The following is a 24,953-nucleotide window of genomic DNA, read 5'->3' as shown; positions in this document are numbered from 1 at the left end:
AAACCGCCTTTCTTTTATTTAATAGATTGAAGCATGTCAAACATTGGAAGCATGATAACTAAATAAAGTGAGATAATCAGAAAACCAAGCAGTAAAAATATTACTGGCTGTATGATTTTTATTTGCTTGTTCATTTGATTTTCTATTTGGCTAAGCAGAATTTCTGTATAAATAGAAAGTTCTATATCTGTTTTACCGCTCTTTTCTCCTTGTTCGATAAATTGAATTAACTCAGCTTGAAAACAGCCGATAGAACTAAGAATTTCCGGCAGTTTCATGCCCTCTTCTATCTTCTTAATCATCATTTCTCCAAGGTATTTTAAAAATAAATCGATATTTTGTTCTGTATAAATTAAGGAGATTTGTCGAAGCACAATACCATTTCTATAAAACAAAGCTAATTCATTGGCAATTTGGTAGGTTTTGAATAATTTATAGTAGGTTTTGATAAGCGGAAGTTTAGAAATGAATTTAATTTTTTGAGGGGTGTTCAATTTTTTGATGTACAGGTGGATTATAAGAGCAACACAGCAAACAAGTCCTGAAAATATTAGAAATATATGAGGAAAGTGCTGAATGATAAAATTGAGGGTTTTTAAAAGCGGTGATAGCTGAATATCCATTGTCGTATAGATTTGTTGAAACTCTGGCAAGATAAAATAATTGATACCAAACAACATACACATAAATATACCGATTAAGATAAGAGGATACTGAATTGTTTTAATAAAACGCTGCTTAGCTTCTGCTTTTCGTTTTAAGAAAGCGTGGGACTCAGTCAGGTTTTCTGATAATCTGCCAAACCTTTCCGCAAAATAAATCTGAGTTACAATCGTTTGGGGATAGTTCAAAAAAGAAAGAATATGATGACAGTTTTCACCGTTTTTTAAGAGGTTCAGAATAGTCTCAGATGTGTTCTTTTGCTTGTATTTTATATGCATATTTAAAAATGAGAAAGCTTCTAAGAGCGTAAATCCATGATTAAGCAAGATATTAAGTCTGAACAATAAAATCAACTGATCTTTATCTGTAAGCAGCTTTTTCTTTTTAACATTGTAATCAAGTATAGCGTTTAAATACTTCTTCACAGATAACCCCCTCTTTATTCATACGACAAAGTACCTTACTTAACTTTATAAAACTTTTAGGCATTGTATGATTGTTTTTGAAAAAGTACTGAATATCAGATTGGTACATGGTTTCATATGCTAATTCCCGAAATCCGGATTGATTTGTCACTAAGCGTTGATTAGAAATGAGCGCTATTGCTTGCTGCGCTTCTTGGGGTGTAATCCCCATTTCCAGCAGTCTTAGCAATGCGCCTTCACAGTCATTTGCGTGTAATGTTGAAAGTACTAAATGCCCGCTCAATGAAGCTTGTATAACACATTTTGCAATCTGTGCATCTCTGATTTCTCCGATTAAAATGATGTCTGGATCACATCTTAAGATGGCTTTAAATGAATTTTCGTAATTGATGCCTGCTTTTTCATTGACGGAAATCTGGGTAATGCCGGAAATGCGTTTTTCAACAGGATCTTCAACAGTAATAATATTAAGGTTCAAGGTCTCTTTCGCAAATGTCACCATTTCATACATCATTGTACTTTTACCAGAACCGGTTGGCCCTGTAAAAAGAATCAGTCCCTGCTTCTTATTCATCAAGTGATGAAAGTGTTTTGGGCCTTCGCTCTCAAATTCATTAGTAAAATATTGCGGTGAGACTCTGATAACGCAGCTCTCCATCCCTAATGAAAGCGGCAACGTTGAAATTCTTAAATTGTATAGCGTTTTAAGCCTGAATGTTGTTTGGCCGCTTTGTGCTTGATGGTAAGTTGATACGTCTAATCCCGATAGAAATTTCATAAAATTAAGCAGTCGTTTATAAGTAGCAGTTTCAATCATTTCATAATCCGATAAGATATCATTCACTCTGAATTTGATTGTTACTGCATTTTCTATCGGGATAAAATGAATGTCTGAAACACGATTAGAGATTGCATCCGTTAAAATTTTCTCAAACAATTTTTTCATAAAAAATCACCTCCTACATAGATAAACGCAGGAGGTGATTCATTTACTCTATTAAATTTTTAACCATGTAAAAATGGGTTTAATTGTTCGTCTTCAACTGTTGTAGATGGACCGTGTCCAGGATATAGCGGAAGATCATCTTGAATCGTAAAAATTTTATCTTGAATTGAATCCACAAGTGTTTCATAATCTCCACGATATAAATCTGTGCGCCCGATACCATTGTTGAATAAAGTATCGCCTACTACCGCAAATTCGTCAAACACGTATGTCAAACTGCCTGGTGAATGTCCTGGCGTATGCATTACTTTTACATTAAAGCCTTCAATTGTATGTTCACCCTCATCTAAAGCAGTTGGTTGTGCTTTGCTTACGACTGGTTTTAATCCATATTGGCTGAACTTTTGCGAACCGTTTTTCTCAGGTTCAGTAAGAAAGTCAAATTCTTCTTTGTGTAAATAAACTGGAACATCATATTGCTCTAGAACTTCATCTAATGCACCGATATGATCGAAATGTGCATGTGTTAGAATAATTGCTTTTAAAGGCTTATCAATGGATTCAAGTTTCGAAATGATTTGATGACCATCACTTGATGGATCGACTAGCAAAACGCCGTCTTGACCTTCAATAAAGTACGTATTTGTATTCGCAATTCCTAAAGCTAGAGATGAAATATTCATTATTGCTCACCACGTTTTTTGTCTAATTGTTTTTGAACAGACACCAATTTATCGTTCATCTTTCTAGATTTGTCACGACGGTCGTCTATTCTTATATTTGTACATACCCTTTCAATGCCTTCATCAAAAGGTAATTCATGAATCGCTTGTACCACTGTGAATAAATCCTTTAATTCGCCTTCTATCAGTGTATTCATTGGTGTAAGTTGATAATCAATCAATCCTTGTTCTTTGTATTCTTCTAATTTAGTTTGGATATCAGCGATATATTTACTCACGCTAGGACCTTCTGTACCTACCGGAATTACAACTACATCTACAATTGCCACTATTTAGCACGCTCCTCATCAATAACATATGTTTTAATTAATCCCGCAGCACCTGTGATACCTGCATCATTGCCTAATTGCGCTTTAACAATTTCAGTACCGTTTTGTGCTGGTGTAAATGTTAGGTTTCTGTATTCTGTTTTGATATTTTCAATTAAAATATCACCAGCATCAGACATACCTCCACCTAAAATAATATATTTTGGATTGCTCATGACACTGATAATACTGCAGGCATAAGCAATATAATTAGCGACACGTTCTGTAATGAATAAGCAGAATAAATCACCTTGTTTAGAGGCATCGAAAACATCTTTCGCTGTTACTCTATCTTCTTTTATCAATTCTAGGATTGAGGATTTAATTGTAAGTTTCGGATGATAGAATTTTACTAGATTCACAACACCTGTCGCAGATGCTACTGTTTCTAAACATCCATACTTTCCGCAGTTACATGCAAAACGTTGATCAAAGTCTACTCTGAAATGACCGATTTCAGCACCAGAACCATTATGCCCATGCACAAGTTTGCCGTTTGAGATAATACCCCCACCGACACCAGTTCCTAATGTAATCGCAACAACATCATCAGCATCATGACCAGCACCTTTATGTTTTTCACCTAACGCAGCTGCATTAGCATCGTTGTCGACAAAGATAGGGAAATTCACAAATTGGGATAGAATTTCTCTAACATTTACATCTCCTGGCCAGTTTAGGTTGACTGCACCATGAACAATGCCTGTTTCAAAGTCTACTGGGCCTGGGACACCAACGCCGAAACCTATAACATCTTCCATTTTTAATTCCAACTCGTTCATTTTTTGTACAAATGAACTATAAATTGATTTTAATAATACAACACCTGTAGTATCACTAATATCAGTTTGAATCGACCACTTTGTGATTCTTTCAAGATCTTTGTCAAAAATTCCTAGTTTACATGTTGTTCCACCGACATCGGCTGCCAATATTAAATTTCTCATTACTTATTCATCCTTCTTTGATTGATAATTAAAATACATTTGATAAATGCATCCTTTGAGATAAGTTGATACTCATAAAGTTCTCTTATTTCTTGTTCCATCATTTCATACATGTCGCTTTTATTTTTAAAGTAAACTATAAACCCAAATTGTTTAAGTAATTGTTGAACATCATAAAAACTATCTATTTTTCGATTCATTTTGTTTTTCCAACTCTTTTTTTAAATACTTATATTTTTCATTATCAGGTTCGGATTTCACTGCTTTTTTTATGTGTCGTAATGCAGATTTATCGTCGCCTAATGAACGATTTGCAATTGCAAGTTCATAATTCAGTATGCCGGATTCAGGGTAATGTTTTAATCCGCGCTCCCATGTTGAAATACCTTCAGCTTTAGAGTCCTTAGTAGCTTTAAGCAAGCCGCTGAGGTAATAAGTTTCATCATCAGCATACCCTTTATCCATTGTATGCTTGATAAGTGCTTCAGCTTTATTATAATTACCATTGCTCATCTCATCACTTATTAATTTATCATAAATGTTATCTTCCTTAATAGTGAATGTTCTTACTAACAGAATCAAAAGCAGTAATATTGCTGTACCTAATAAAATCCAAAACATTTTACGATCACGATTGAAATAGTAACCGATAAATGTGGCTAATGCGCCTCCAACAAATCCGCCAATATGTGCATAGATGTTCACGTTAGCCATAAACAATGAAACCACGGTTAAGATGGCTAAAACAAAAATCAGCTGCATCAGCATTTTAGAAGTATATGTTTTACTGATATACATTATCGCAAACAAACTGCCTATTAAACCGAATATTGCTCCGCTTGCACCTACTGAGATAGAGTTCGTATCTATTGCTAAAGAAACGATATTTCCGAAAATCCCTGAAATAAAGTAGATACCTAGCATTTTCCAGTGGCCGACGATGGCTTCGACTAATTTACCAAAAATAAAGAGTGAAAGCATATTCATTAATATGTGTTCAAAATTAAAATGTATGAACATGGAAGTGATAAGTCGATAAATCTCGCCATGCACCACATTAAAATGAACCAATCCGCCCCAATCTAGTAAGCTTCTGCTTGAAAATGCATTTACAATCAAGAACATAAACAACCATACAATTATATTAATTGCAATCAGAGAATATGTAACCGGTGCAAATTTCATCATGTATTTTTCTAAAGGATTATTACTGTGCAAACGCCGCTTGTAATAAAGCGATGTTTTTTCGCTATCTCTGGCATAGAGTTTTGTTAATAATGGATTCGGCAACACTTTCAGTAACTCTTTTTGGTTCCGAATAACATTAAAGCGCATTCTGATTGGATGTATTTCACTCAGATTTTCATAGGTAAACATTTTCTCTGTAAGATAATTGAAAGTTACATCTTGAGGTTTAAAACCTGTATACGCAGCAATTTCTTCTTGATGTTCTAATACTCTGCTTTTATCAAAACGAAGTTCTTGTGTACTGCTTACACCTGTTTTGATAATTACTAACTTTTTCTTATTCTTATTGGACAACCAAACTTCTGTTTCATTTTCATTAGTATGTGCGATTTGGTAGTTCAAATATTTTACATAAAAATATATTAATTTCCAAAATTGTTTTTCTATATTCATGGTGCCTCCAATTTATCTAGTTTCAGCAATGATAAGACGATCTACGACTTCATCATGTGCTTCTTCTGTAAATGAATCGTTCATTTGTACATCATAAACCAAACTTAATGTTTGAGTTCGATGACGGCTTAAGAATTTATCGAAATAACCGCCGCCGTAACCGATTCTATATCCATCATGATTAAAAACGACGCCAGGAACAATAAGTAAATCCAAGTCGTTAGTTTTTTCTGTATCCGCATCTACATATTGAATGCCTTTTTCATCCGTTTTGAGTTGCGAAAAATCAGTTAAATTTTGAAAAGTCATTGATTTGTTTTGATAATCGGTAGCGGGCACAAATGCTTTTTTACCTTGACGTATAATTTCTTCTATGATCGGCTTTGTGTTCACTTCATGATCCATAGAAAGTACGATGCCGATGGTTTGCGCTGCTTTATATTCATCTGTATTAAAAAGCTGATCAGCTAACCATTGGTCTGCTTTCTCTTTATTTTGATTATCAATTGTCTGCATCTTTTGCAATGTTGATTTCCTTAATTCAGATTTTTTCATGATTACACCCCGATTTTTCTATTTAGTGATATGTTTATTATAACGTTTCTATATTGAAGTGTCATTAGACCCGTATGTTGTTTGCTAATGAAAATGCCGATGACCTAGATTGCAGGCCATCGGCATTATTTTATGATTTAGATGATTTCTTTTCTTTTTCGAAATAATAATTAATAATATCTCTGCCTAAGTCTCCGCCTTGCAACCAAGGTTCAGGGACAGGCTGGTTCGTATAGACAATTGAAAATGCTAATTTAGGGTTATCTTTTGGTGCATAACCTACATAAGTAGAGTTAACTCTTGGCTTGCCGTCTTGGAACACTTCGGCAGTACCAGTTTTCCCGGCAGATGGAACAACGGTATTATGGAAACTTTGGTAACCTGTACCTGGTTCTTTGTTAAATGCCATATCAAATCCTTTTTGGACTTGCTTGATTTCATCTGGTGAGTTATTCAGGCGATTTAAGACATTGCCGCGAATTTTGTGTTTAACTGGTCCTAATGTATCTTTGTCAGTCGCTTTTCTGATTTCTAAGCCGACATGCGGTGTGATTCTGTAACCATTATTAGCAATAGTAGATACATATTGCGATAGTTGCAACGGTGAATACGTATCATATTGTCCGATTGCAAGATCTAAATAGTTACCGCTGTTAGTGTTCAGTTTTTCAATTTGTCCCGCTACTTCATTAGGAAGGTCGATACCTGTTTTAACACCTAAACCGACTTGATTTAAGCCTTTTCTCAATTTTTGACCCGCATCAGTAATATCTGTTGGAAGTCCCATGTTGAAATGGTATGGGTCTTTAGCAAGTTTTAACGCGGTTTTGAACATATAAACGTTTGATGAATGCATTAGCGCTTCTTTATCGTTGATATCTACTTTACCGTTCTGGTTAAAATAAGAACGCTTAGTGAGTCCGCCTTGGAAATGCAGCGGTTCATCTATCATATGTTCTCCGACATGTATTGCTTTATTTTGATAACCAGTAAGCAATGTACCGCCTTTAACTGATGAACCTACAGTATATTGCGATGTGAAGTTTCCGATAGTGTAATCAGTTAATTCACCATTTGGTTTAATCTGCTTGCCGGCCATAGCTAAAATATCTCCATTATTAGGGTCTTGAACAACCACTAATGCATTGTCCATGTTTTTAGCGCCTTCGCCTCTTAATTTAGTAATTTGCTTTTCTAAAGCTTCTTCTACTTTTTTCTGTAAATCAATATCGATTGACAGCACTAAATCATCCCCGCGGGATCCAGGGTTAATGACTTTTGTATTCGTAATTTCACCAGATTTATCTGTCGTATATTTCATTTCTTTCTTTTTGCCTCGAAGAATACTTTCGTATTGATATTCTAAGTAAGACTTTCCTACACGATCATTTCTAGAATAACCTCTAGATAAATAATCATCCGTTAATTCTTTCGGAATACCTTCTTCTGAGGTAGATACACTACCGAATAAATCTCTTAGTAAATCACCGTAAGGATATTTGCGATCCCAATCCATAGAGGTATTGACACCAGGAAGTTTGGACAGTTGTTGAGATACTGAAGCATATTCTTTATCGCTGACATCATCCTTCTTAATTGTTTGAGGATTCAATGTTGAACCTGACATCATTTCACGATAAATCGCTAAAACTTGTAAATCTTTATCAGATAACTCATCCAGTTGTTTACCTTTGATTTTATTGTGTAATTCTTCGTCGTATTGTTCTTGTGTGATTTCCCCGTTATTCAGCATCTTATCTTCTTTTTTCATTAAATCTTCAGCTTTTTTAGGGTGTAATTGAATCCAAAAGTCTTGTTTATCTCTTTTGGTAATTCGATCAGTCTTCATATCTATTAATTTAGATAAACGTTCAGCTACTTTTAATATATCTTTTTGCGAAGTCTTTCTACCTCTTGTATATGTAATAGACTTTTTAGAAGCATTATCAACAAGAATTTTTCCGTTACGGTCTAAAATTCGTCCTCTAGGAACAGATTCATTGACCGTAATATTTTCATCATTTTTTATGAGCTGCTTATAGTGAGAACCTTGTGCGATTTGTAAGTAACCCAACCTTAAAACAATGATTAAAAATACTACAACTACGAGACCGAAGAAAAATCCAATCCTTTTATCCATAAGATTTCTAGTTTTTTCATCATTCGTTTTTTCCTTTATTCTTTTTAACAATACAACCTACCTCAATTCAACAGTTCTCTAAACAAATGATATATGAAAACGGAACTTTTTTCTATAATTTGCATAGAAATCACAGTATAAATTTAAGAATTTAATAAAAGCCGCTACAAGGATTCTATGCAAAATTAAAAAACAGCAATTGGTATTGACCAATTGCTGCTAAAGTTGATATTCAATATATCAAGTTATAACTAGAACTTATTTAGTTGCTGCGTTATATAATTCGTCAACTTTTTCCCAGTTTACAACGTTCCAGAATGCATTGATATAGTCTGGACGTTTGTTTTGATATTTAAGGTAATAAGCATGTTCCCAAACATCTAAACCAAGGATAGGAGTTTTGCCTTCAGTTACTGGGTTGTCTTGGTTTGCTGTAGTAACGATTTCTAATTTACCGTCTTTATCTACTACTAACCAAGCCCATCCTGAACCAAATTGTCCAGCAGCTTTTTTAGCAAATTCATCTTTGAATTCGTCTAAAGAACCCCATTGTTCTTTAATTTTATCAACTACTGTACCTTTCTCTTCCGAGTTAGGTGTAAGAATTTGCCAGAATAATGAATGGTTTAAGTGACCGCCGCCATTATTACGTACTGCAGTTTGAATGTCAGATGGTACACTATCTAAATTAGCAACAATTTCTTCGATTGATTTGTTTTCTAAATCAGTACCTTCGATTGCTGCGTTTAATTTTGTAACATAAGTGTTATGGTGTTTGTCATGGTGAATTTCCATAGTTTCTTTATCGATGTGTGGTTCCAATGCATCAAACTCATATGGTAAATTTGGTAATTCAAAAGCCATAAATAATCATCCTCCTAAATTGTTTTCAACACTACTATATCAATTCGTTAGATACCTTACAATTTTTCTGCTTATAAGAAAATGTAAAATCTAGAATATGACTGTTTCCTCTATATCTATATCCTGAAGAAGATTATTTAAACATATTGAGTTGGTATATTTATTAATTTTAAATTCATTATTGACATTTTTCGCATACACCATAAACTTCAAGTTTGTGTGTATGGATCAGCACGTTAGGAAGTTGTGCTTTAATAGCATCCATTGGACAATAATCAATCACTTTTGTATCTCCGCATACTTCACAAATAAAGTGATGGTGATGATGATGTGTACATGCGATTCTGAACTTCATTTCTCCATCCAATTCAGTATTTTCAATAATACCTAAATCTTTAAATAAATATAAATTTCTATAGATTGTGTCAAAAGAAATTCCAGGGAATGCCGCATCCATTCTTTGTTGAATCGTTTTCGCACTTACATACTTGTCTTCTTTAACAAAAATATCGATAATCATTTTTCGTTTATCTGTATATTTGTGACCTTCGTCTTTTAATAATTTTATAGCATCTGCTGTATTCATTTAACTTACTCCTTTTTTAAATCTAGAGCGCATATATTGAATAGCCATAACGATTACTAATAGTAATACTAATAATACTACGATGACACCGCCAGGAGATAAATTTAGGTAAAAGGCGATTACTAATCCTCCGATAACAGCAATTTCACCAATAATAATACTAGTGAAAATAAGCTGTTTGAAACCTTTTGTTATTCTCATTGCAATGGCTACTGGAAGAGTCATAAGTGCACTTACAAGTAAAATTCCGACTACTCTCATTGATGCAGAAATTACCATTGCAACAATAATGATAAATAAAAATTGTATCCATCTAGGAACGCCGATAACCTTACTATATTCTTCATCGAACGATAAAATAAAGAGTTCTTTATAAAATAGTAGAATGAACAATGTAACAATGACTGCAATAGTAAGCACTGTTACCATATCACTTAATGAAACGGCACTGATAGAACCGAATAATAATCCAACTAATTCTTGGTTGAATCCATCAGCTAAAGAAATAAATATTGCACTTAAACCTATACCTGCGCTCATAATAATAGGTATAGCAATTTCTTGGTAATTTTGATAGGACGTTCTTAACTTTTCAATCAATAAAGCACCGATCACTGCAAAGGCGATTCCGCCCCACATCGGATTGACATACATAAACACCGGAAACAATGTTGCTAAGAACATTTCAAATGAGATACCGCCTAATGTGACGTGGCTTAAAGCATCAGCAATCAGCGATAAACGTCTGACAACTATGAATGCACCGATAAATGGTGCGATAAATCCGATTAAAATCCCGCTTATTAAAGAGTATCTCATAAAATCAAAATTCATTAATGCTTCAATCATTAGTTACAGCACTCCCTTTCATGTTGATGATCCACGAATTTTACAGGATAGCCGTATATTTTTGAAATTTCTACTTGATCTAATGATTTGAATTCTTGTGCCGGTCCGTGGAAGTGCAAATGTTTATTGAGACAAGCTACTTTAGTAGCAGTATCAACAACTACACCAATATCATGTGTTACTAAAATAATTGTAACACCTTCTTGTTTCAACTGTTCTAACGTGTTGTAGAATTCATTTACATGCTTAGCATCAATTCCGTTTGTCGGTTCATCTAATATTAAAACAGATGGATCGGATATCAGTGCTCTTGCGATTAAAACACGTTGCTGCTGTCCCCCTGATAATTCTGCGATGTTCTTATTGAGCAAGTATTCAATATTTAACCTTTTAAGAATGCTTTTCACTTTATCAACATCTTTTCTGTTAAACCATTGAAAGAGTCGTTTTTGTTTCGTTAATCCACTAAGTACTACTTCCTTTACACTTGCTGGAAATCCTGAATTAAATGCTTTTGCTTTTTGAGAAACATAGCTGATTTTTAATTCGGATACCTTGCGCTGATACTTAATGCCATCAATAAACATTTCTCCACTTTGCATCGGCAGCAAGCCTAGCATTAATTTTAAAATTGTGGACTTTCCTGCTCCATTAGGTCCCACAATAGCTAAGAAATCGCCTTTGTAAATCTTTATATTAATATTTTCGAGTACTTGTTTTGTACCAAAAGAGTAATTGATATTTTTCAATTCAAAAACTGGGGTAGACATATCTTCACCTCGTAATAAATATAACCTTATCTTCATATTATGTAAATTGTAATGCTTACGATTAAGAATATAACAAAAAATTAAAAGACAAAGCTGACTTTGTCTTTTAATCGCGCCACATCACACTCGATGTTAAGATTCATTCATAATAATTTGTTTTAAATCTGGGTTAAATGTTTGATTTTCAAGCATTTCAATTTCATGCTTATATGGCGGCTTTTTATTTTTCTTATCTTCGCCGACAAATGGTGTTTCTAGTATTTTAGGAATATTTTCAAAGACCTCGTGATGCACGATGTAATTTAATGCATCAAAGCCGATGTGACCAAAACCAATATTTTCGTGACGGTCTTTATGTGCGCCTACTTCATTTTTACTATCATTCACATGTAAGACTTTGATACGATCTAATCCGATGATTTTATCGAATTCATCTAATACCCCATCAAAGTCGTGTTTGACATCATAACCTGCGTCATGTGTATGGCAAGTATCAAAACAAATAGAAAGGCGTTCATTGTGATTGACACCATCAATAATCTGCGCAAGTTCTTCAAACGTTCTGCCTACTTCAGAACCTTTGCCTGCCATAGTTTCTAGAGCGATACGTACATCATTTTCATTTGTCAGTACTTCGTTCAAGCCTTCGATAATCTTTTTAATACCTGCTTCAGAACCAGCTCCTACATGAGAGCCAGGATGCAATACGATATCTTTTGCGCCGATTGCTTCGGTACGTTCAATCTCTTTTTGTAAAAACTCAACACCTAACTCAAAGACATGTGGTTTTTGAGTGTTTGCGATGTTAATAATATAAGGTGCATGTACAACAATATTAGACAGTCCGTATTGTTTCATTGCCTCTTTTCCAGCTTCGATATTTAATTCTGAAATAGGTTTTCTTCTCGTGTTTTGAGGTGCACCTGTATAAATCATAAACGTTTTTTCATTTAATCTATGTGCTTCTTCAGCAGAACCTAATAACATTTTTTTACCATTCATCGGTACGTGAGACCCTATTAACAATCTTTCCACCTATCCTTTACTTGTTTTTACGCTGCTCTCTGTTTTTGCGCTTACTGTATTGTTTACGTTCTTGACGTTTTGCTTGCTCAAGTTCTCTTTTGAATTTTTTCTTATATCCTGGTTTAACTTTTTTCTTATTGCCGCGTCTGATTTTCTGTTTGACTTGTGTAGTCAAGTGATCATCTTTATTTTGTCTTGTTTTACGCGTATTGTGTGCTTTGATTTCAACTAACTCGCCGTTTTTGATGTCGACATCTTTAAAGTGATAGCCTTTTTTCTCGATTTCTGCAATTAAGTCTTCTTCATCTGGTGTATAAAGTGTAAATGCTTCGCCCTTATACTGTCCTCTGCCTGTACGGCCCACACGGTGTGTGAAGAAGTCAATGTCTTTCGGCACATCATAGTTAATCACATGACTGACACCTTCAATATCAATACCGCGAGAAGCTAAATCGCTGGCAATCACAAATTGGAAGTCTAAATTACGAATTCGTTTCATTTGCTGTTTTCTTTCACGTGGACTTAAACCGCCATGAATCATACCGATTTTCAAACCATCAGCGGTTAACGCTTCCACAAGTTCATCTGCATTTTCTCGGCTATTACAGAAAATCAGGCAAAGATATGGATTAACAATATCAATCAAAGCTTTCGTTTTATCTAGTTTTGACGCACCTTTTGTCGGGATTAAATAGAAGTCGATGTTTTTCTTGTTTTGTGTTTTGCTATCAACTTCGATTAATTCAGGTTGGTTCAAGTATTTATTTAAGAAAGGATGTAATGACTTAGGAATCGTCGCACTGAACACTGCAATATGCGCACTTTCATCCAAGCGTGCTGCAATATGGTCTACGTCCTCAATTAAACCTAAATCAATCATTAAATCTGCTTCATCAACAACGAGGTAATGTGCAAGATGTGCATGCAAAGTGCCATCTTTAGATAAGTCATTAATTCTAGTCGGTGTACCAATTACGAGTTGCGGTTGAATATTACAACGCTGTTTATCTCTTTCGAAATCTGTACCGCCGATAAATAATGATACTTTTACATCACCTTTAAATTGAGCAAGATGCTGTGCAGCATTAAATAGCTGTTGCGCTAATTCTCTTGTCGGTGCTACTACAATTGCTTGCGGCTCTTGCACCGTTGGATCGATGCCTTCCATAAGTGGTAATAGGAATGCATGTGATTTACCAGTACCAGTTTGAGACTGACCGATAATGTTGTTCCCTTTCAAAATTTTAGGTATTACTCTTTGTTGGATTTCAGTTGGCTGATTAAAATTCAAGTCTTTTACAGCGTCAATTAATTGTGAACTAAGCTCAAATTGGTTAAACGGATGTTCTACGGCCATTAAAATCCCTCCTTTTCTTTGATTTATACATAATTAAACGGATCAGTATTTAAATGTGATGCTTCGATATTATCAACTTTGCCTTCTAGCCATTGTTCCAGCAATGTTTTTAATCCATCTCTCATCACATATTCACTATAATGATTAATATCAATTAGATGATAACCATCGATTTCTGCGTCTAAGGCATCGTGGTGTTTGATATCTCCTGTAATAAAGACATCTGCACCTTTTTGGTGAGCGTATTGTTCATAACCGATACCAGAACCGCCGATTACGGCAGCTTTTGAAATTAATGCATTAGGATTGCCTGTGAATCTGACACTTGGAATATCCAATTGTGTTTTAATAGCTGAAGCTAATGCTTTTAATGTAGTTTGTTCAGGCAAGTCGCCAATCATACCCAAACCTCGGTTCAATGATTTTGTTAAAGGTATAAAATCATAAACAGGTGTCTCATATGGATGTAGTGCATTGATGAAATGTTCTGCTTTAGCGCGTTCGTTATTTTGAATCATAAATTCAACTTTGACTTCTTCTACCGTCTCAATTTCATTAAGTTGTCCAATATGGGGATTAGCACCGTCTACAGGTTTAAATTGTCCATCTCCCTTAGTAGAGAAGAAGCAATATTCATAGTCTCCCTCAGAAGCAAACCCTTGGTCATTCATTTGATCTTTAAACTCAACTACATTTTCTTCAGGGATAAACACTTGAACTTTATAATAGCTTTCTGTTTGGGGTTCTAAGATTTCTGTATCTTTAATGCCGATTCGTTTTGAAAGCATAGCGTTGACACCGTATTGGTATACATCTAGATTTGTGTGCAGTGCTATCAGTTGAATATTGTTCTGAATTAAACGTCGGATGATTGTACCATAACCGCCTTCGTTAATATTTTTAACACCTTTAAAGATAAGCGGATGGTGAGCAATAATTGTATTAATATTTTTTTCAATCGCTTCATCTACTACATCAAATGTGCAGTCTAATGTTGTTAAAATGCCATTGACTTCTTGATTGGTATCTCCGATTAATAAACCTACATTATCCCATGATTCCGCAGAAGCAAAGGGTACATGCTGGTTAATAATAGAAAGTAATTCTGAAGTTTTCATTATAACACCTCTTGAATGAGTTTAATTTCACGATCAATTTGTTCTAAACGGTCTTTATGTTTATATTCATCTAAATGCTTTTTGATATTCTTTAAAGCATCTAATTCTCGTTGCCAATGTTTTGTAAATACTGCAGTTTTATTTTCCAATAGTTTCGGGCCGAACTTCAATGCATATTCATCCATCGATTGTGGTCCATATTCAGCGATTACAATTTCATAAATATGCCCTTTTTCTTCCATAATTTCTTCTTCAACAATATGATAATCTAATTGCATTAATGTTCTTCTTAAAGCTGATGTTTGAATATTGCTTTGCAAAGCTAAGCGTGGATGGTTACCAAGCTTTTCACTGCCTTTATCTAAAATATCAGCAATTAACGGACCGCCCATTCCGCAAATTGTTATCGTGTCGATATGATTATTTAATTCTAATACATTTAATCCATTACCAAGTTTAACATCAATTACTTTTTCCATGCCATATTTTTTAACATTCTCTTGCGCGGCTTGAAATGGGCCTTTAACCACTTCACCGGCTATTGCAGAAGCGCATAATGCGTTTTGTATAGCATATATCGGCAAATAGGCATGGTCTGAACCGATATCAGCTAATGTACTGCCTGTGATATATTTACTTACTGCTGTTAATCTTTGGTTTAATACAATCATGTTTGTACCTCTCTAACATAAAAAGCGAGACAACAAGCAATAAATTCGATTGACTGTAGGTGAATTCCATACTTCCTAGCCTTCGTCAGCCAAACATTTTCAGCTTATTGTCTCGCTATTTTCACTTAATTAGTCCATAAAGTCTTTAAGTCGTTTGCTACGGCTTGGATGTCTTAACTTTCTAAGCGCTTTAGCTTCGATTTGACGAATACGTTCTCTTGTAACACCAAAGACTTTACCTACTTCTTCGAGTGTTCTTGTACGTCCGTCATCAAGACCGAAACGTAATCTTAATACATTTTCTTCACGGTCAGTTAATGTATCTAATACATCTTCTAATTGTTCTTTTAATAACTCATAAGCCGCATGATCAGAAGGACTTTGTACTTCTTGGTCTTCAATGAAGTCGCCTAAGTGGCTATCGTCTTCTTCACCAATCGGTGTTTCTAATGATACAGGCTCTTGAGCTATTTTTAAGATTTCACGTACTTTTTCAGGCGGTAAGTCCATCTCTTCCCCGATTTCTTCAGGTGCTGGATCACGACCTAAGTCTTGAAGCAATTGACGTTGAACACGGATTAATTTATTAATCGTTTCAACCATATGCACCGGAATTCTGATTGTACGAGCTTGGTCAGCAATAGCACGTGTGATGGCTTGACGAATCCACCATGTCGCATAAGTAGAGAATTTGAACCCTTTGCTGAAGTCGAATTTTTCTACTGCTTTGATTAAGCCCATATTACCTTCTTGAATAAGGTCTAAGAATAACATTCCGCGACCTACATATCTTTTAGCAATACTTACAACTAAACGTAAGTTGGCTTCTGCTAAACGTGCTTTTGCAACTTCATCACCTTGCTCGATTCTTTTCGCAAGTTCGATTTCCTCTTGTGCATTTAAAAGGTCCACTCTTCCGATTTCTTTTAAATACATGCGGACCGGATCATTAATTTTAACACCTGGAGGGGCACTTAAATCATTAGGATTCAATTTTTCGTCTGTATCAGAACTATCCTTTTCGTTAACTAGGTTGATATCATTATCATTTAATTGATCAAAGAATTCGTCCATTTGATCTGAGTCCATATCGAAATTCTGAAGTTTTTCAGCGATTTCTTCATGGCTTAAATGACCTTCTTTTTTCCCTTTTTCTAATAATTGTTTTTTTACATCTTCCAAAGTTAATGTCGGATCGATGGTTTGTTTTTTAACTACTTTTACTTGGTTTTCAGACATAAAAAGGCCTCCCAAAATTAATATACGCACACAACACGTTAACCTAGGTCAACGCTATTAATGATTCTTATAGTTTTATTTTAATTCATTCGTTTTTGATTTAATGCTACAATTTTTTGCAAATAATATTTCTGCAATTCTTTGTCGCCGATTCTTGTAGCTTCACGCAATTTTTCATTGAGTGATTCTGCTGATTCATTATTACGGCTGTTAATAATGATTTGAATATATTCATCAAGCTCATGCTCGTAGGGATTGTTGTTAAGTAGAAGATTGTCTAGCGATATTAATGTTTCGCGATCTGTTTCGCCATCGCTATACAATAGTGCAGTGCTTAAGTCATAATATTCGTTCTCAGTATAATAGTCATGCAAAATATTAAATATACGCTTAAATTGTTGATTTGTAAAGTCATCTGCCTCGACTTGTTTACTATACTCAAGAAATACATCTTTATTGAACATGAAATGCTTCAATAGTTTACGCTCAGCATCTTCTTGTTTAGTAAATTTCTGCTGCTTGAATGCAGGCGGAGCAGATGGCACTTGTTGAAATGTTTGATGATTATGCTTTACCACTTCATTATTTAGACTATCAAAACTAACTTTAAACAATTCAGAAACGTCTTGCAATACTTTTTTCTGTAAAATCCCTGACGGCATTAAAGAAATATCATCTGTTATTTCTTTTAAATATTTTTCGTAAGCCATATCATTATGTGCTATTTCATCTTTGAATAAGTTGACCTTATACAAGACAAATGCACGCTTCTCATGGTCGATATATTTATTGAATGCATCTTCCCCGTATTTAGTAATATACTCATCCGGATCCATTTTAGATGGCAGCTGAATAACAAAGACATTGAGTCCTTGTTCAAGTAGTTGCTGACCTGTTTTCAAAGTTGCTTCTTGTCCGGCAAAGTCGCCGTCAAATAACAAAGTCACATTAGATGTAAGTTTTTTAATAAATGCAATGTGCTCTTGGGAAATTTGAGTTCCCATACTCGCAACAACTTGTTTAACCCCTGCACTATCAGCTTTAATGACATCCATGAAACCTTCGAGCAAAATAAGTTCGTTCTTTTGTCTAATTACTCTTCGTGCTTTATCGATGTTATACAATAATTTGCGTTTTTGGAAAATAGGTGTTTCAGGACTATTCAAGTATTTAGGTTCTTGGTTTTTATATGTTCGTCCTGAGTAGCCTACTGTTCTGCCTTGCGCGTTTTGTAAAGGAAACATGATTCTATCTCTAAATCGGTCATAATAACTGAAGTTTTCTTCGTTTCGAGAAAGTAAGCCAGCTTCATACGCTAACTCAATATCATATCCTTTCTTTTGTAAAAAATCATGACAAAAATGAGAGTTGTCAGGCGCAAAACCGATTTTTCTATCTCTTAAAAGCTGTTCTGAAAATCCTCTTGATTTCAAATATTCAAGCGGCTTCTCGCCTTCTACAGTTTTCATTAAGACATAATGATAATACTCTTGCATGAGTTCATGCATTTTAATCATCATTAAATCATCTGAAGCAATCTGGTTTTGTTCATTTGAATTGCCGACATCTACTTTTATATTTACCCGTTCCCCAAGCTCTTTAACAGCCTCGACAAATGAAATGCCTTCGATCTCTTGTGTGAACTGGAAGACGTTGCCGCCTTTTTTACAACCGAAGCAATGGCAAATCTGCTTATCTTCAGAAACGGTAAATGAAGGTGTCTTTTCATCATGAAAAGGACACAAACCGATATAATTGCGTCCCCTTTTTTCTAATTTCACATATTCACTTACAAGATCCAGAATATCTGTTTTATCTTTTATTTCATTTATTACTGATTGCTCTATTCGCACACTAACCACCTATATACATTAGTCATATTATTATATCATTTTCTATAAAAATTAAAAGTTATTCGCTCATTTTTAAAAAATACGCTGATAATGCACTATCAGCGTATTCGGCAGTTTATTTATTCATATTGTTTTGTTCAATGATATACATGATGTCATTTGCTGTTTCTTCGATAGCTTTGTCAGAAACATCAATGACAGGACAGCCGATTTTTTCAACAACCTTTTCGAAGTAGTCGAGCTCCTCTTGGATACGTTGGCCTGTCGCATATCTTGCAGAATCGCCTAATCCTAATTGTTTTAAACGTTCTTTTCTAATAATGTTCAGCTTTTCTTCACTGATTTTTAAAGCAATACATTTTTTAGGATCGACTTCAAACAATGCTTCAGGAGGATTAATCTCCGGTACAATCGGTATATTCATAACTTTATAACGTTTGTGTGCTAAAAATTGCGATAAAGGTGTTTTGGAAGTACGTGAAATACCAATTAATATTATATCTGCTTTTGGCAATCCTTTAGGGTCTTTGCCATCGTCATATTTAACCGCAAATTCAATCGCTTCTATTTTCTTGAAATATGCTTCATCAAGTTTATGGACAATGCCCGGTTCATAATAAGGTTTTTCATCGATTTCTTCAGTTAAAATGTTCATTAGCGGTCCCATGATATCAACATGCTTGATTTCATGCTCCGCAAGTTGATTTTCCATATATTCTTTAATATCGGGTTTGACTAATGTGAAGACTACAATATTCAGTTCATTCTCTTTTGCGACTTCAATGACTTCATCCACATTTTCATTGGTTTCAATATATGGATAACGCACGACTTCACTTTGAAATCTTTTGGAATTAAATTGAGAAACACAAGCTTTTGCAACTTGTTCGGCTGTTTCTCCTACCGAATCAGATGCAATTATTATTTTTATCTTTTGCATGAAATCCTTCTCCTACTCATCAAAAATTGATACAAATAGCTTTGTAATCGTAGTTTTTGAAATACGTCCAATTACTTCTAACTTACCATTCTCTTTACCACGAACGATTGGTAAAGAATCAATTTCTTTTTCTATCATAAGCTGTGCAGCTAATACGACTAAGTCGTTTTCCAGGACGTGTGTTAAATTCGGCATTCTTGTCATAATGACGCTGACTGGCATAGTATGTATATCTTCACCAATCATAGATGCTCTGAGTAAGTCTTTTCTTGAACACACACCAATAAAATCATTATTGCTGTTGACTATAAATAATGTACTCACATCCTCAAGGAATATGGTACAAATTGCTTCGTAAACAGAAATGTCGCCTTTTAAAATAATCGGTAACGATTGATAGTCCTTAACAACATATTGGCGCAGTTTTTCTGTTAATAATTGATTTGTTGTCTTACCAGAATAAAAGTAACCTACTCTAGGTCTAGCTTCGAGAAACCCAGACATTGTTAAAATTGCTAAGTCAGGTCTTAACGTCGCTCTCGTTAAACTTAGTTGTTCGGCAATCTTCTCCCCAGTAATCGGCCCGTTATGCTTCACTATTTCTATAATCTCGCTTTGCCTGTTACTCAGTTCTATATGTCTTCACCCCTTCACACTTACAATTCATATTATAACTGTAATCGAATTGCTCTACAAATGTATATAAACACTTGCCTTTAATTTTGTGATGCATTAGAATTAAATTTGAAGCGAGTTAAGGATGGTGCGAGCTTAACAATAAAATTGGCCTAAAAACTTATATAAACTAAGCGAGTGTCTTCACTAATTTGGGTGGAACCGCGGGTTATTTTTATGATTATGAATTATGAAATATTAAACTCGTCCCAAGATTTCGGAATTTATTTTCCGTTATCTTGGGATGAGTTTTTTATTATTAAAGAGGAGTGTTTTTTTATGGCAAAAGATATGGATTCAGTAGTACAACTGGCTAAACACAGAGGTTTTGTATTCCCAGGCAGTGAAATTTATGGTGGTTTATCAAACACTTGGGACTATGGTCCATTAGGTGTTGAATTAAAAAATAATATTAAACGTGCTTGGTGGAAAAAATTCATTTCACAATCACCATACAACGTTGGTTTAGATGCTGCAATCTTGATGAACCCTAGAACTTGGGAAGCATCAGGTCACTTAGGCAACTTCAACGATCCGATGATCGATAACAAAGACAGTAAAATTCGTTATCGTGCAGACAAATTAATCGAAGAATATATGCAAAATGAAAAAGGCGATGAAAACTTTATCGCAGACGGTTTAAGCTTTGATGAAATGAAACGTATTATCGATGAAGAAGGCATCAAAGATCCTGTAAGCGGTACTGCTAACTGGACAGATATCCGTCAATTCAACTTAATGTTTAAAACTTTCCAAGGTGTAACTGAAGATTCAACTAACGAAATCTTCTTACGTCCAGAAACTGCACAAGGTATTTTTGTTAACTACAAAAACGTACAACGTTCTATGCGTAAAAAATTACCATTCGGTATCGGTCAAATCGGTAAATCATTCCGTAACGAAATCACACCGGGCAACTTCATTTTCAGAACACGTGAATTCGAACAAATGGAATTAGAATTCTTCTGTAAACCTGGTGAAGAAATCGAATGGCAAAATTACTGGAAAACATTTGCGGAAAAATGGTTATTAGACCTTGGTATCCAAAATGACAATCTTCGTTTAAGAGATCATGATGAAGATGAATTATCTCACTATTCAAATGCGACAACTGATATTGAATACAAATTCCCATTCGGTTGGGGCGAACTTTGGGGTATCGCAAGCCGTACAGATTATGACTTGAAACAACATAGTGAGTACTCAGGTGATGACTTTAAATATCATGACCCTGAAACAAATGAAAAATTCATCCCATATTGTATTGAACCATCACTTGGTGCTGATCGTGTAACATTAGCATTCTTATGCGATGCTTATGATCGTGAAGGTGTTGAAGGCAGTAAAGATGAACGTACTGTACTACACTTCCACCCTGCTCTTGCACCATACAAAGCAGCTATTTTACCATTAAGCAAAAAATTATCTGAGGAAGCTATCAAAGTTTACGAACAATTGAGCGAAGACTTTACAGTCGACTTTGATGAATCTCAATCAATCGGTAAACGTTACCGTCGTCAAGATGAAATCGGTACACCTTACTGTATTACATTTGACTTCGATTCATTAGAAGACAAACAAGTTACTGTTCGTGAACGCGACACTATGGAACAAGTTCGTATGCCTATCTCAGAATTAAATGATTTCTTAGCTGAAAAAGTTAAATTCTAATTGTATTTACAGAGAAAACAAGCGTATCGCAAATTAGCGATACGCTTGTTATTTTTTATTATGAGATTCTAAGCGATGCAGCTGGTTGATCAGCTTCTGGCTTTTAAAGAAAACCCCTGCATATTCTCTGTATAACATAATCAAAAGTTCAGACATCTCATCTACAATCGTTTGATGAATCTTTAAAGCATTCATTTTATCTATCGGCAGCTTTTGCAATACATCTAACAAATAGAGCGTTTTGTTAGATATAGGAATTGCACGTTCATCTTTAGCAAAGTTTTCTTGTGCAATGACTCCATGATACTTAAAGCTATAACCGCATAAAACAGATTGATCGGTATTACCGCTTAACACATCTTGATTGAAGGGAATCGTAAAACCAAACTCAGGCATTTTCTTCAACAAGACAATGACGGACATGAGTTGAGAACTATACCCTTGTGCAATCCTATCAAGACAGAAGTCCAATAATTGAAAGTTGAACTTTGACACTTGTTCTTCCTCCATGGATTTATCAATGACCTCAGTACACAATGCAGCATAGCTGCTTTCATAAATGTCTAAGCGTAATTGATAATTCTGACTGATGACATCCACGGAATTCAAAATACCTAATCCTCGTAATTTCGCATAGATAAATAATCCGTAAACAAACATTTGTGTATTGGCCTGCATACCAGTGCGGCTTTTTTTAGCACGTTTGACCATAAGCGGAATTTTTGCGCCGCTTTCACTTAAAATCGTGATGATTTTATCAGATTCTCCATAATCAACCGTCTTAATAATTATTCCTTTTTGTTTCACTAACATAAAAGGTACCACCGACCTTCTATTATTAATCTTGATCTTCGATATAGCCCATTTGACGGATAAAGTTGACTTTATTTCTCCAATCTTTTTGGACCTTTACCCATAAATCCAGATACACTTTTGATCCGAGAAGATGTTCAATATCTAATCGCGCGCGTTTACCGATTTCTTTCAGCTTTTTACCGCCTTTGCCGATAACAATCCCTTTTTGAGAGTCGCGTTCCACAAAGATTGTGGCTTCAATGCGTACTTTATCTTCAGATTCTTTAGCCATTCTATCGACATTGACACCAATAGAGTGTGGAATTTCTTCACTTGTTAAATGTAAGATTTTCTCTCTGATTAATTCACTTACCACAAATTGTTCCGGGTGATCTGAAATTTGGCCATCAGGATAGTACTGAGGACCTTCAGGTAAATATGATTTAAGTACGTCGATAAAGTGTTCGACATTCAGCCCTTCTAGTGCTGACATTGGAACTGTCTCTGAAAATTCCATACACTCTTGATAACTTTCGATAATCGGCATAATTTCATCAGGATGCACCAAATCGATTTTATTAATTACTAAAAATACAGGTGTCTTAACATTTTTCAGCATTTCCATAATGTATTCATCGCCTCTGCCGATTTTTTCATCAGCATTTACCATAAAGATAACAGCGTCGACTTCTGATAAAGTATTTTTAGCAACTTTCATCATATAATCGCCTAATTTATGTTTAGGTTTATGAATACCCGGTGTATCCACAAATATAATTTGTGCATCATCTTCTGTCATAACGCCTTGTATTTTATTTCTTGTTGTTTGTGCTTTGTCTGACATAATAGCAATTTTATGTCCTAGTACTCTATTCATAAACGTAGATTTACCTACGTTAGGTCTGCCGATAATAGAGACAAATCCTGATTTGTGTTCTGTCATAAATTCAAATCCTTTCCTGAAAAACCTAGTGGGAGTAATTCGCTGATTGTAGTTTCAATCATATCACCTTTATGATTGGTTAAATAAATCGGCATATCATCATCGCATAGTTCTTTGATTACTTGGCGACATGCCCCGCAAGGCGAAGAAGGAGATTCAGCATCTACGGTTACTGTGATAGACTCAAAATCACCTGGTCGATAGCCTTGGCTGATTGCGGCAACTAAACTGGAACGTTCAGCACAGATTGCTTCTCCATATGCCGCGTTTTCTACATTAGCGCCATAAAACTCTTTACCATCTTTCGTTTTTAAATAAGCGCCTACTTTAAAATTACTGTAAGGTGCATAGGCGCGACTTTGTGCTTCTCTGACTTTGTTAAAATGATTTTGACTATAAGCCATATTTTCTATCTCCTTTATATTAGACTTAGAATGTAAGGGATAAAAATAATCAGACCTATAATAGCTGCAGCTATTGAAGCTAAAAGTACACTTAAAGCAGCAATATCTTTAGCGTACTTGGCATAGAGTTGATATTCATCCGTTACAAGATCAACAACATATTCAATTGCTGTATTGATTGCTTCAAACGCTAAAACCATAAAAATAGAGAGGATAACTGCAATCCATTCAATACGATTAATCTTGAAAAAGAAAGCCGCAATTACCACGATAAAGGCAATGAATAAGTGCCATACGAAATTGCGGTCCTTTTTTAAAATCGTGACAAGTCCTTCTATCGGATATATAAACCGTTTCATTGTTAATCTCTCGTTAAGCCGTAAGCATCTAGAATTGATTTTTGTCTGCCGAACATTTCTTTTTCTTCTTCTTCATTCATATGATCATATCCTAATAAATGCAAAAAGCCGTGAAGTGCTAAAAATCCAAGTTCTCTTTCAAATGAATGACCATATTGTTCTGCTTGTGCCTTTGCGACATCTGCACAAATCACGATATCGCCCAAAACACGCGGAATATCCAAACCTTCAATTTCAGGTTCATCTTCCTCTAACGCAAAAGAAATAACATCCGTAACTTTATCTTTATCTCTATAGTCGCGGTTGATTTGTTGAATTTCTGCTTGATCTACAAATGTAACAGAAAGTTCCGCATCATCTTCGATGTTTTCTTGTTCTTTTGCAAAATTAAGCAAGCTTTCTATTTGTTCATACCATTCTTCTTCCACTTCATCAGTATGGTCAGAAAAATCGATTGTAAACATA

The 24,953-nt window shown here is 34.8% G+C and carries 26 protein-coding genes and 1 pseudogene; 1 reads left to right on the top strand and 26 read right to left on the bottom strand.

Translation table 11 applies throughout. The features are described from left to right. Positions 1–14: 14 nt before the first annotated feature. The 21 genes and pseudogenes from comGB to C7N65_RS01395 form a co-directional block, all read right to left on the bottom strand. The gene (comGB, locus tag C7N65_RS01495) at positions 15–1,088 is read right to left on the bottom strand and encodes a competence type IV pilus assembly protein ComGB (RefSeq protein WP_105992696.1); all 1,074 of its coding nucleotides are present in this window, start codon (positions 1,086–1,088) and stop codon (positions 15–17) included. Beyond that, on the bottom strand, positions 1,060–2,034 hold the full coding sequence (gene comGA / locus C7N65_RS01490; RefSeq protein ID WP_105992695.1) for a competence type IV pilus ATPase ComGA: 975 nt from the start codon (positions 2,032–2,034) through the stop codon (positions 1,060–1,062). Before comGA ends, comGB begins: the two co-directional genes overlap by 29 nt. A gap of 59 nt (positions 2,035–2,093) precedes the next feature. Beyond that, on the bottom strand, positions 2,094–2,717 hold the full coding sequence (locus C7N65_RS01485; protein WP_105992694.1) for an MBL fold metallo-hydrolase: 624 nt from the start codon (positions 2,715–2,717) through the stop codon (positions 2,094–2,096). Then, positions 2,717–3,046 carry an MTH1187 family thiamine-binding protein gene (locus C7N65_RS01480; protein ID WP_105992693.1) on the bottom strand — a complete coding sequence of 110 codons (330 nt, stop codon included), beginning with the start codon at positions 3,044–3,046 and terminating at the stop codon, positions 2,717–2,719. Before C7N65_RS01480 ends, C7N65_RS01485 begins: the two co-directional genes overlap by 1 nt. Beyond that, the gene (locus tag C7N65_RS01475; RefSeq protein ID WP_105992692.1) at positions 3,046–4,032 is read right to left on the bottom strand and encodes an ROK family glucokinase; all 987 of its coding nucleotides are present in this window, start codon (positions 4,030–4,032) and stop codon (positions 3,046–3,048) included. Before C7N65_RS01475 ends, C7N65_RS01480 begins: the two co-directional genes overlap by 1 nt. Further along, positions 4,032–4,232 (bottom strand): YqgQ family protein, encoded by a 201-nt coding sequence (locus tag C7N65_RS01470; RefSeq protein ID WP_105992691.1) that lies wholly within the window; start codon positions 4,230–4,232, stop codon positions 4,032–4,034. Before C7N65_RS01470 ends, C7N65_RS01475 begins: the two co-directional genes overlap by 1 nt. Continuing rightward, a complete protein-coding gene (locus C7N65_RS01465) occupies positions 4,213–5,673 on the bottom strand; it encodes a rhomboid family intramembrane serine protease (RefSeq protein WP_105992690.1) in 1,461 nt (486 codons plus the stop codon). The genes C7N65_RS01470 and C7N65_RS01465 overlap by 20 nt, the downstream gene beginning before the upstream one ends. A 12-nt stretch (positions 5,674–5,685) precedes the next feature. Beyond that, a complete protein-coding gene (locus C7N65_RS01460; protein ID WP_105992689.1) occupies positions 5,686–6,228 on the bottom strand; it encodes a 5-formyltetrahydrofolate cyclo-ligase in 543 nt (180 codons plus the stop codon). 130 nt (positions 6,229–6,358) lie between these two features. Then, positions 6,359–8,419: a peptidoglycan D,D-transpeptidase FtsI family protein gene (locus tag C7N65_RS01455; RefSeq protein ID WP_105992688.1), complete on the bottom strand. Its 2,061-nt coding sequence runs from the start codon at positions 8,417–8,419 to the stop codon at positions 6,359–6,361. Positions 8,420–8,626: 207 nt separating this feature from the next. Continuing rightward, a complete protein-coding gene (locus tag C7N65_RS01450; protein ID WP_105992687.1) occupies positions 8,627–9,232 on the bottom strand; it encodes a superoxide dismutase in 606 nt (201 codons plus the stop codon). A gap of 178 nt (positions 9,233–9,410) precedes the next feature. Further along, entirely contained in the window at positions 9,411–9,818 is a 408-nt protein-coding gene (locus C7N65_RS01445; protein ID WP_105992686.1) for a Fur family transcriptional regulator, read from the bottom strand. Beyond that, positions 9,760–10,667, bottom strand: a pseudogene (locus tag C7N65_RS01440) (metal ABC transporter permease). Before C7N65_RS01440 ends, C7N65_RS01445 begins: the two are co-directional and overlap by 59 nt. Further along, positions 10,667–11,473, bottom strand: coding sequence for a metal ABC transporter ATP-binding protein (locus C7N65_RS01435; protein WP_199790638.1), 807 nt, complete (start codon positions 11,471–11,473; stop codon positions 10,667–10,669). The pseudogene C7N65_RS01440 and the gene C7N65_RS01435 overlap by 1 nt, the downstream one beginning before the upstream one ends. Positions 11,474–11,569: 96 nt before the next feature. Further along, a complete protein-coding gene (locus C7N65_RS01430; RefSeq protein WP_105992683.1) occupies positions 11,570–12,463 on the bottom strand; it encodes a deoxyribonuclease IV in 894 nt (297 codons plus the stop codon). Between the two features lie 16 nt (positions 12,464–12,479). Further along, entirely contained in the window at positions 12,480–13,820 is a 1,341-nt protein-coding gene (locus C7N65_RS01425; protein WP_105992682.1) for a DEAD/DEAH box helicase, read from the bottom strand. A gap of 23 nt (positions 13,821–13,843) precedes the next feature. After that, positions 13,844–14,938: a Nif3-like dinuclear metal center hexameric protein gene (locus C7N65_RS01420; RefSeq protein WP_105992681.1), complete on the bottom strand. Its 1,095-nt coding sequence runs from the start codon at positions 14,936–14,938 to the stop codon at positions 13,844–13,846. Beyond that, positions 14,938–15,609, bottom strand: coding sequence for a tRNA (adenine(22)-N(1))-methyltransferase (locus tag C7N65_RS01415; protein ID WP_105992680.1), 672 nt, complete (start codon positions 15,607–15,609; stop codon positions 14,938–14,940). Before C7N65_RS01415 ends, C7N65_RS01420 begins: the two co-directional genes overlap by 1 nt. 129 nt (positions 15,610–15,738) lie before the next feature. Beyond that, positions 15,739–16,848 carry an RNA polymerase sigma factor RpoD gene (gene rpoD / locus C7N65_RS01410; RefSeq protein WP_105992679.1) on the bottom strand — a complete coding sequence of 370 codons (1,110 nt, stop codon included), beginning with the start codon at positions 16,846–16,848 and terminating at the stop codon, positions 15,739–15,741. Between the two features lie 80 nt (positions 16,849–16,928). After that, complete coding sequence (gene dnaG / locus C7N65_RS01405) at positions 16,929–18,701, bottom strand: DNA primase (RefSeq protein ID WP_105992678.1); 1,773 nt, start codon at positions 18,699–18,701, stop codon at positions 16,929–16,931. 115 nt (positions 18,702–18,816) lie between these two features. Beyond that, the gene (locus C7N65_RS01400; protein WP_105992677.1) at positions 18,817–19,641 is read right to left on the bottom strand and encodes a pyruvate, water dikinase regulatory protein; all 825 of its coding nucleotides are present in this window, start codon (positions 19,639–19,641) and stop codon (positions 18,817–18,819) included. A 12-nt stretch (positions 19,642–19,653) separates the two neighbouring features. Beyond that, complete coding sequence (locus tag C7N65_RS01395) at positions 19,654–20,277, bottom strand: helix-turn-helix transcriptional regulator (protein ID WP_105992676.1); 624 nt, start codon at positions 20,275–20,277, stop codon at positions 19,654–19,656. 318 nt (positions 20,278–20,595) lie between these two features. On the opposite strand from C7N65_RS01395, the gene C7N65_RS01390 reads away from it, so the two are divergent. After that, a complete protein-coding gene (locus tag C7N65_RS01390; RefSeq protein WP_105992675.1) occupies positions 20,596–21,987 on the top strand; it encodes a glycine--tRNA ligase in 1,392 nt (463 codons plus the stop codon). A gap of 48 nt (positions 21,988–22,035) precedes the next feature. Here the strand turns inward: C7N65_RS01390 and recO are convergent, their stop codons facing one another. From recO to ybeY, 5 genes are read right to left on the bottom strand one after another with little or no spacing between them, the layout of a single operon-like run. Further along, entirely contained in the window at positions 22,036–22,800 is a 765-nt protein-coding gene (recO, locus tag C7N65_RS01385; RefSeq protein WP_105992674.1) for a DNA repair protein RecO, read from the bottom strand. A gap of 25 nt (positions 22,801–22,825) precedes the next feature. Then, complete coding sequence (gene era / locus C7N65_RS01380) at positions 22,826–23,725, bottom strand: GTPase Era (RefSeq protein WP_105992673.1); 900 nt, start codon at positions 23,723–23,725, stop codon at positions 22,826–22,828. Beyond that, positions 23,722–24,129, bottom strand: coding sequence for a cytidine deaminase (gene cdd / locus C7N65_RS01375; protein ID WP_105992672.1), 408 nt, complete (start codon positions 24,127–24,129; stop codon positions 23,722–23,724). The genes era and cdd overlap by 4 nt, the downstream gene beginning before the upstream one ends. 14 nt (positions 24,130–24,143) lie before the next feature. Continuing rightward, positions 24,144–24,488 carry a diacylglycerol kinase family protein gene (locus C7N65_RS01370; RefSeq protein WP_105992671.1) on the bottom strand — a complete coding sequence of 115 codons (345 nt, stop codon included), beginning with the start codon at positions 24,486–24,488 and terminating at the stop codon, positions 24,144–24,146. Between the two features lie 2 nt (positions 24,489–24,490). Further along, on the bottom strand, positions 24,491–24,952 hold the full coding sequence (ybeY, locus tag C7N65_RS01365; protein ID WP_105992670.1) for an rRNA maturation RNase YbeY: 462 nt from the start codon (positions 24,950–24,952) through the stop codon (positions 24,491–24,493). Between the last annotated feature and the right edge of the window lies 1 nt (position 24,953).

The sequence above is a fragment of the Staphylococcus simulans genome (assembly GCF_002994445.1).
Taxonomy (GTDB): Bacteria; Bacillota; Bacilli; order Staphylococcales; family Staphylococcaceae; genus Staphylococcus; species Staphylococcus simulans_B.
This window is presented reverse-complemented; position numbering and strand designations above follow the sequence as displayed.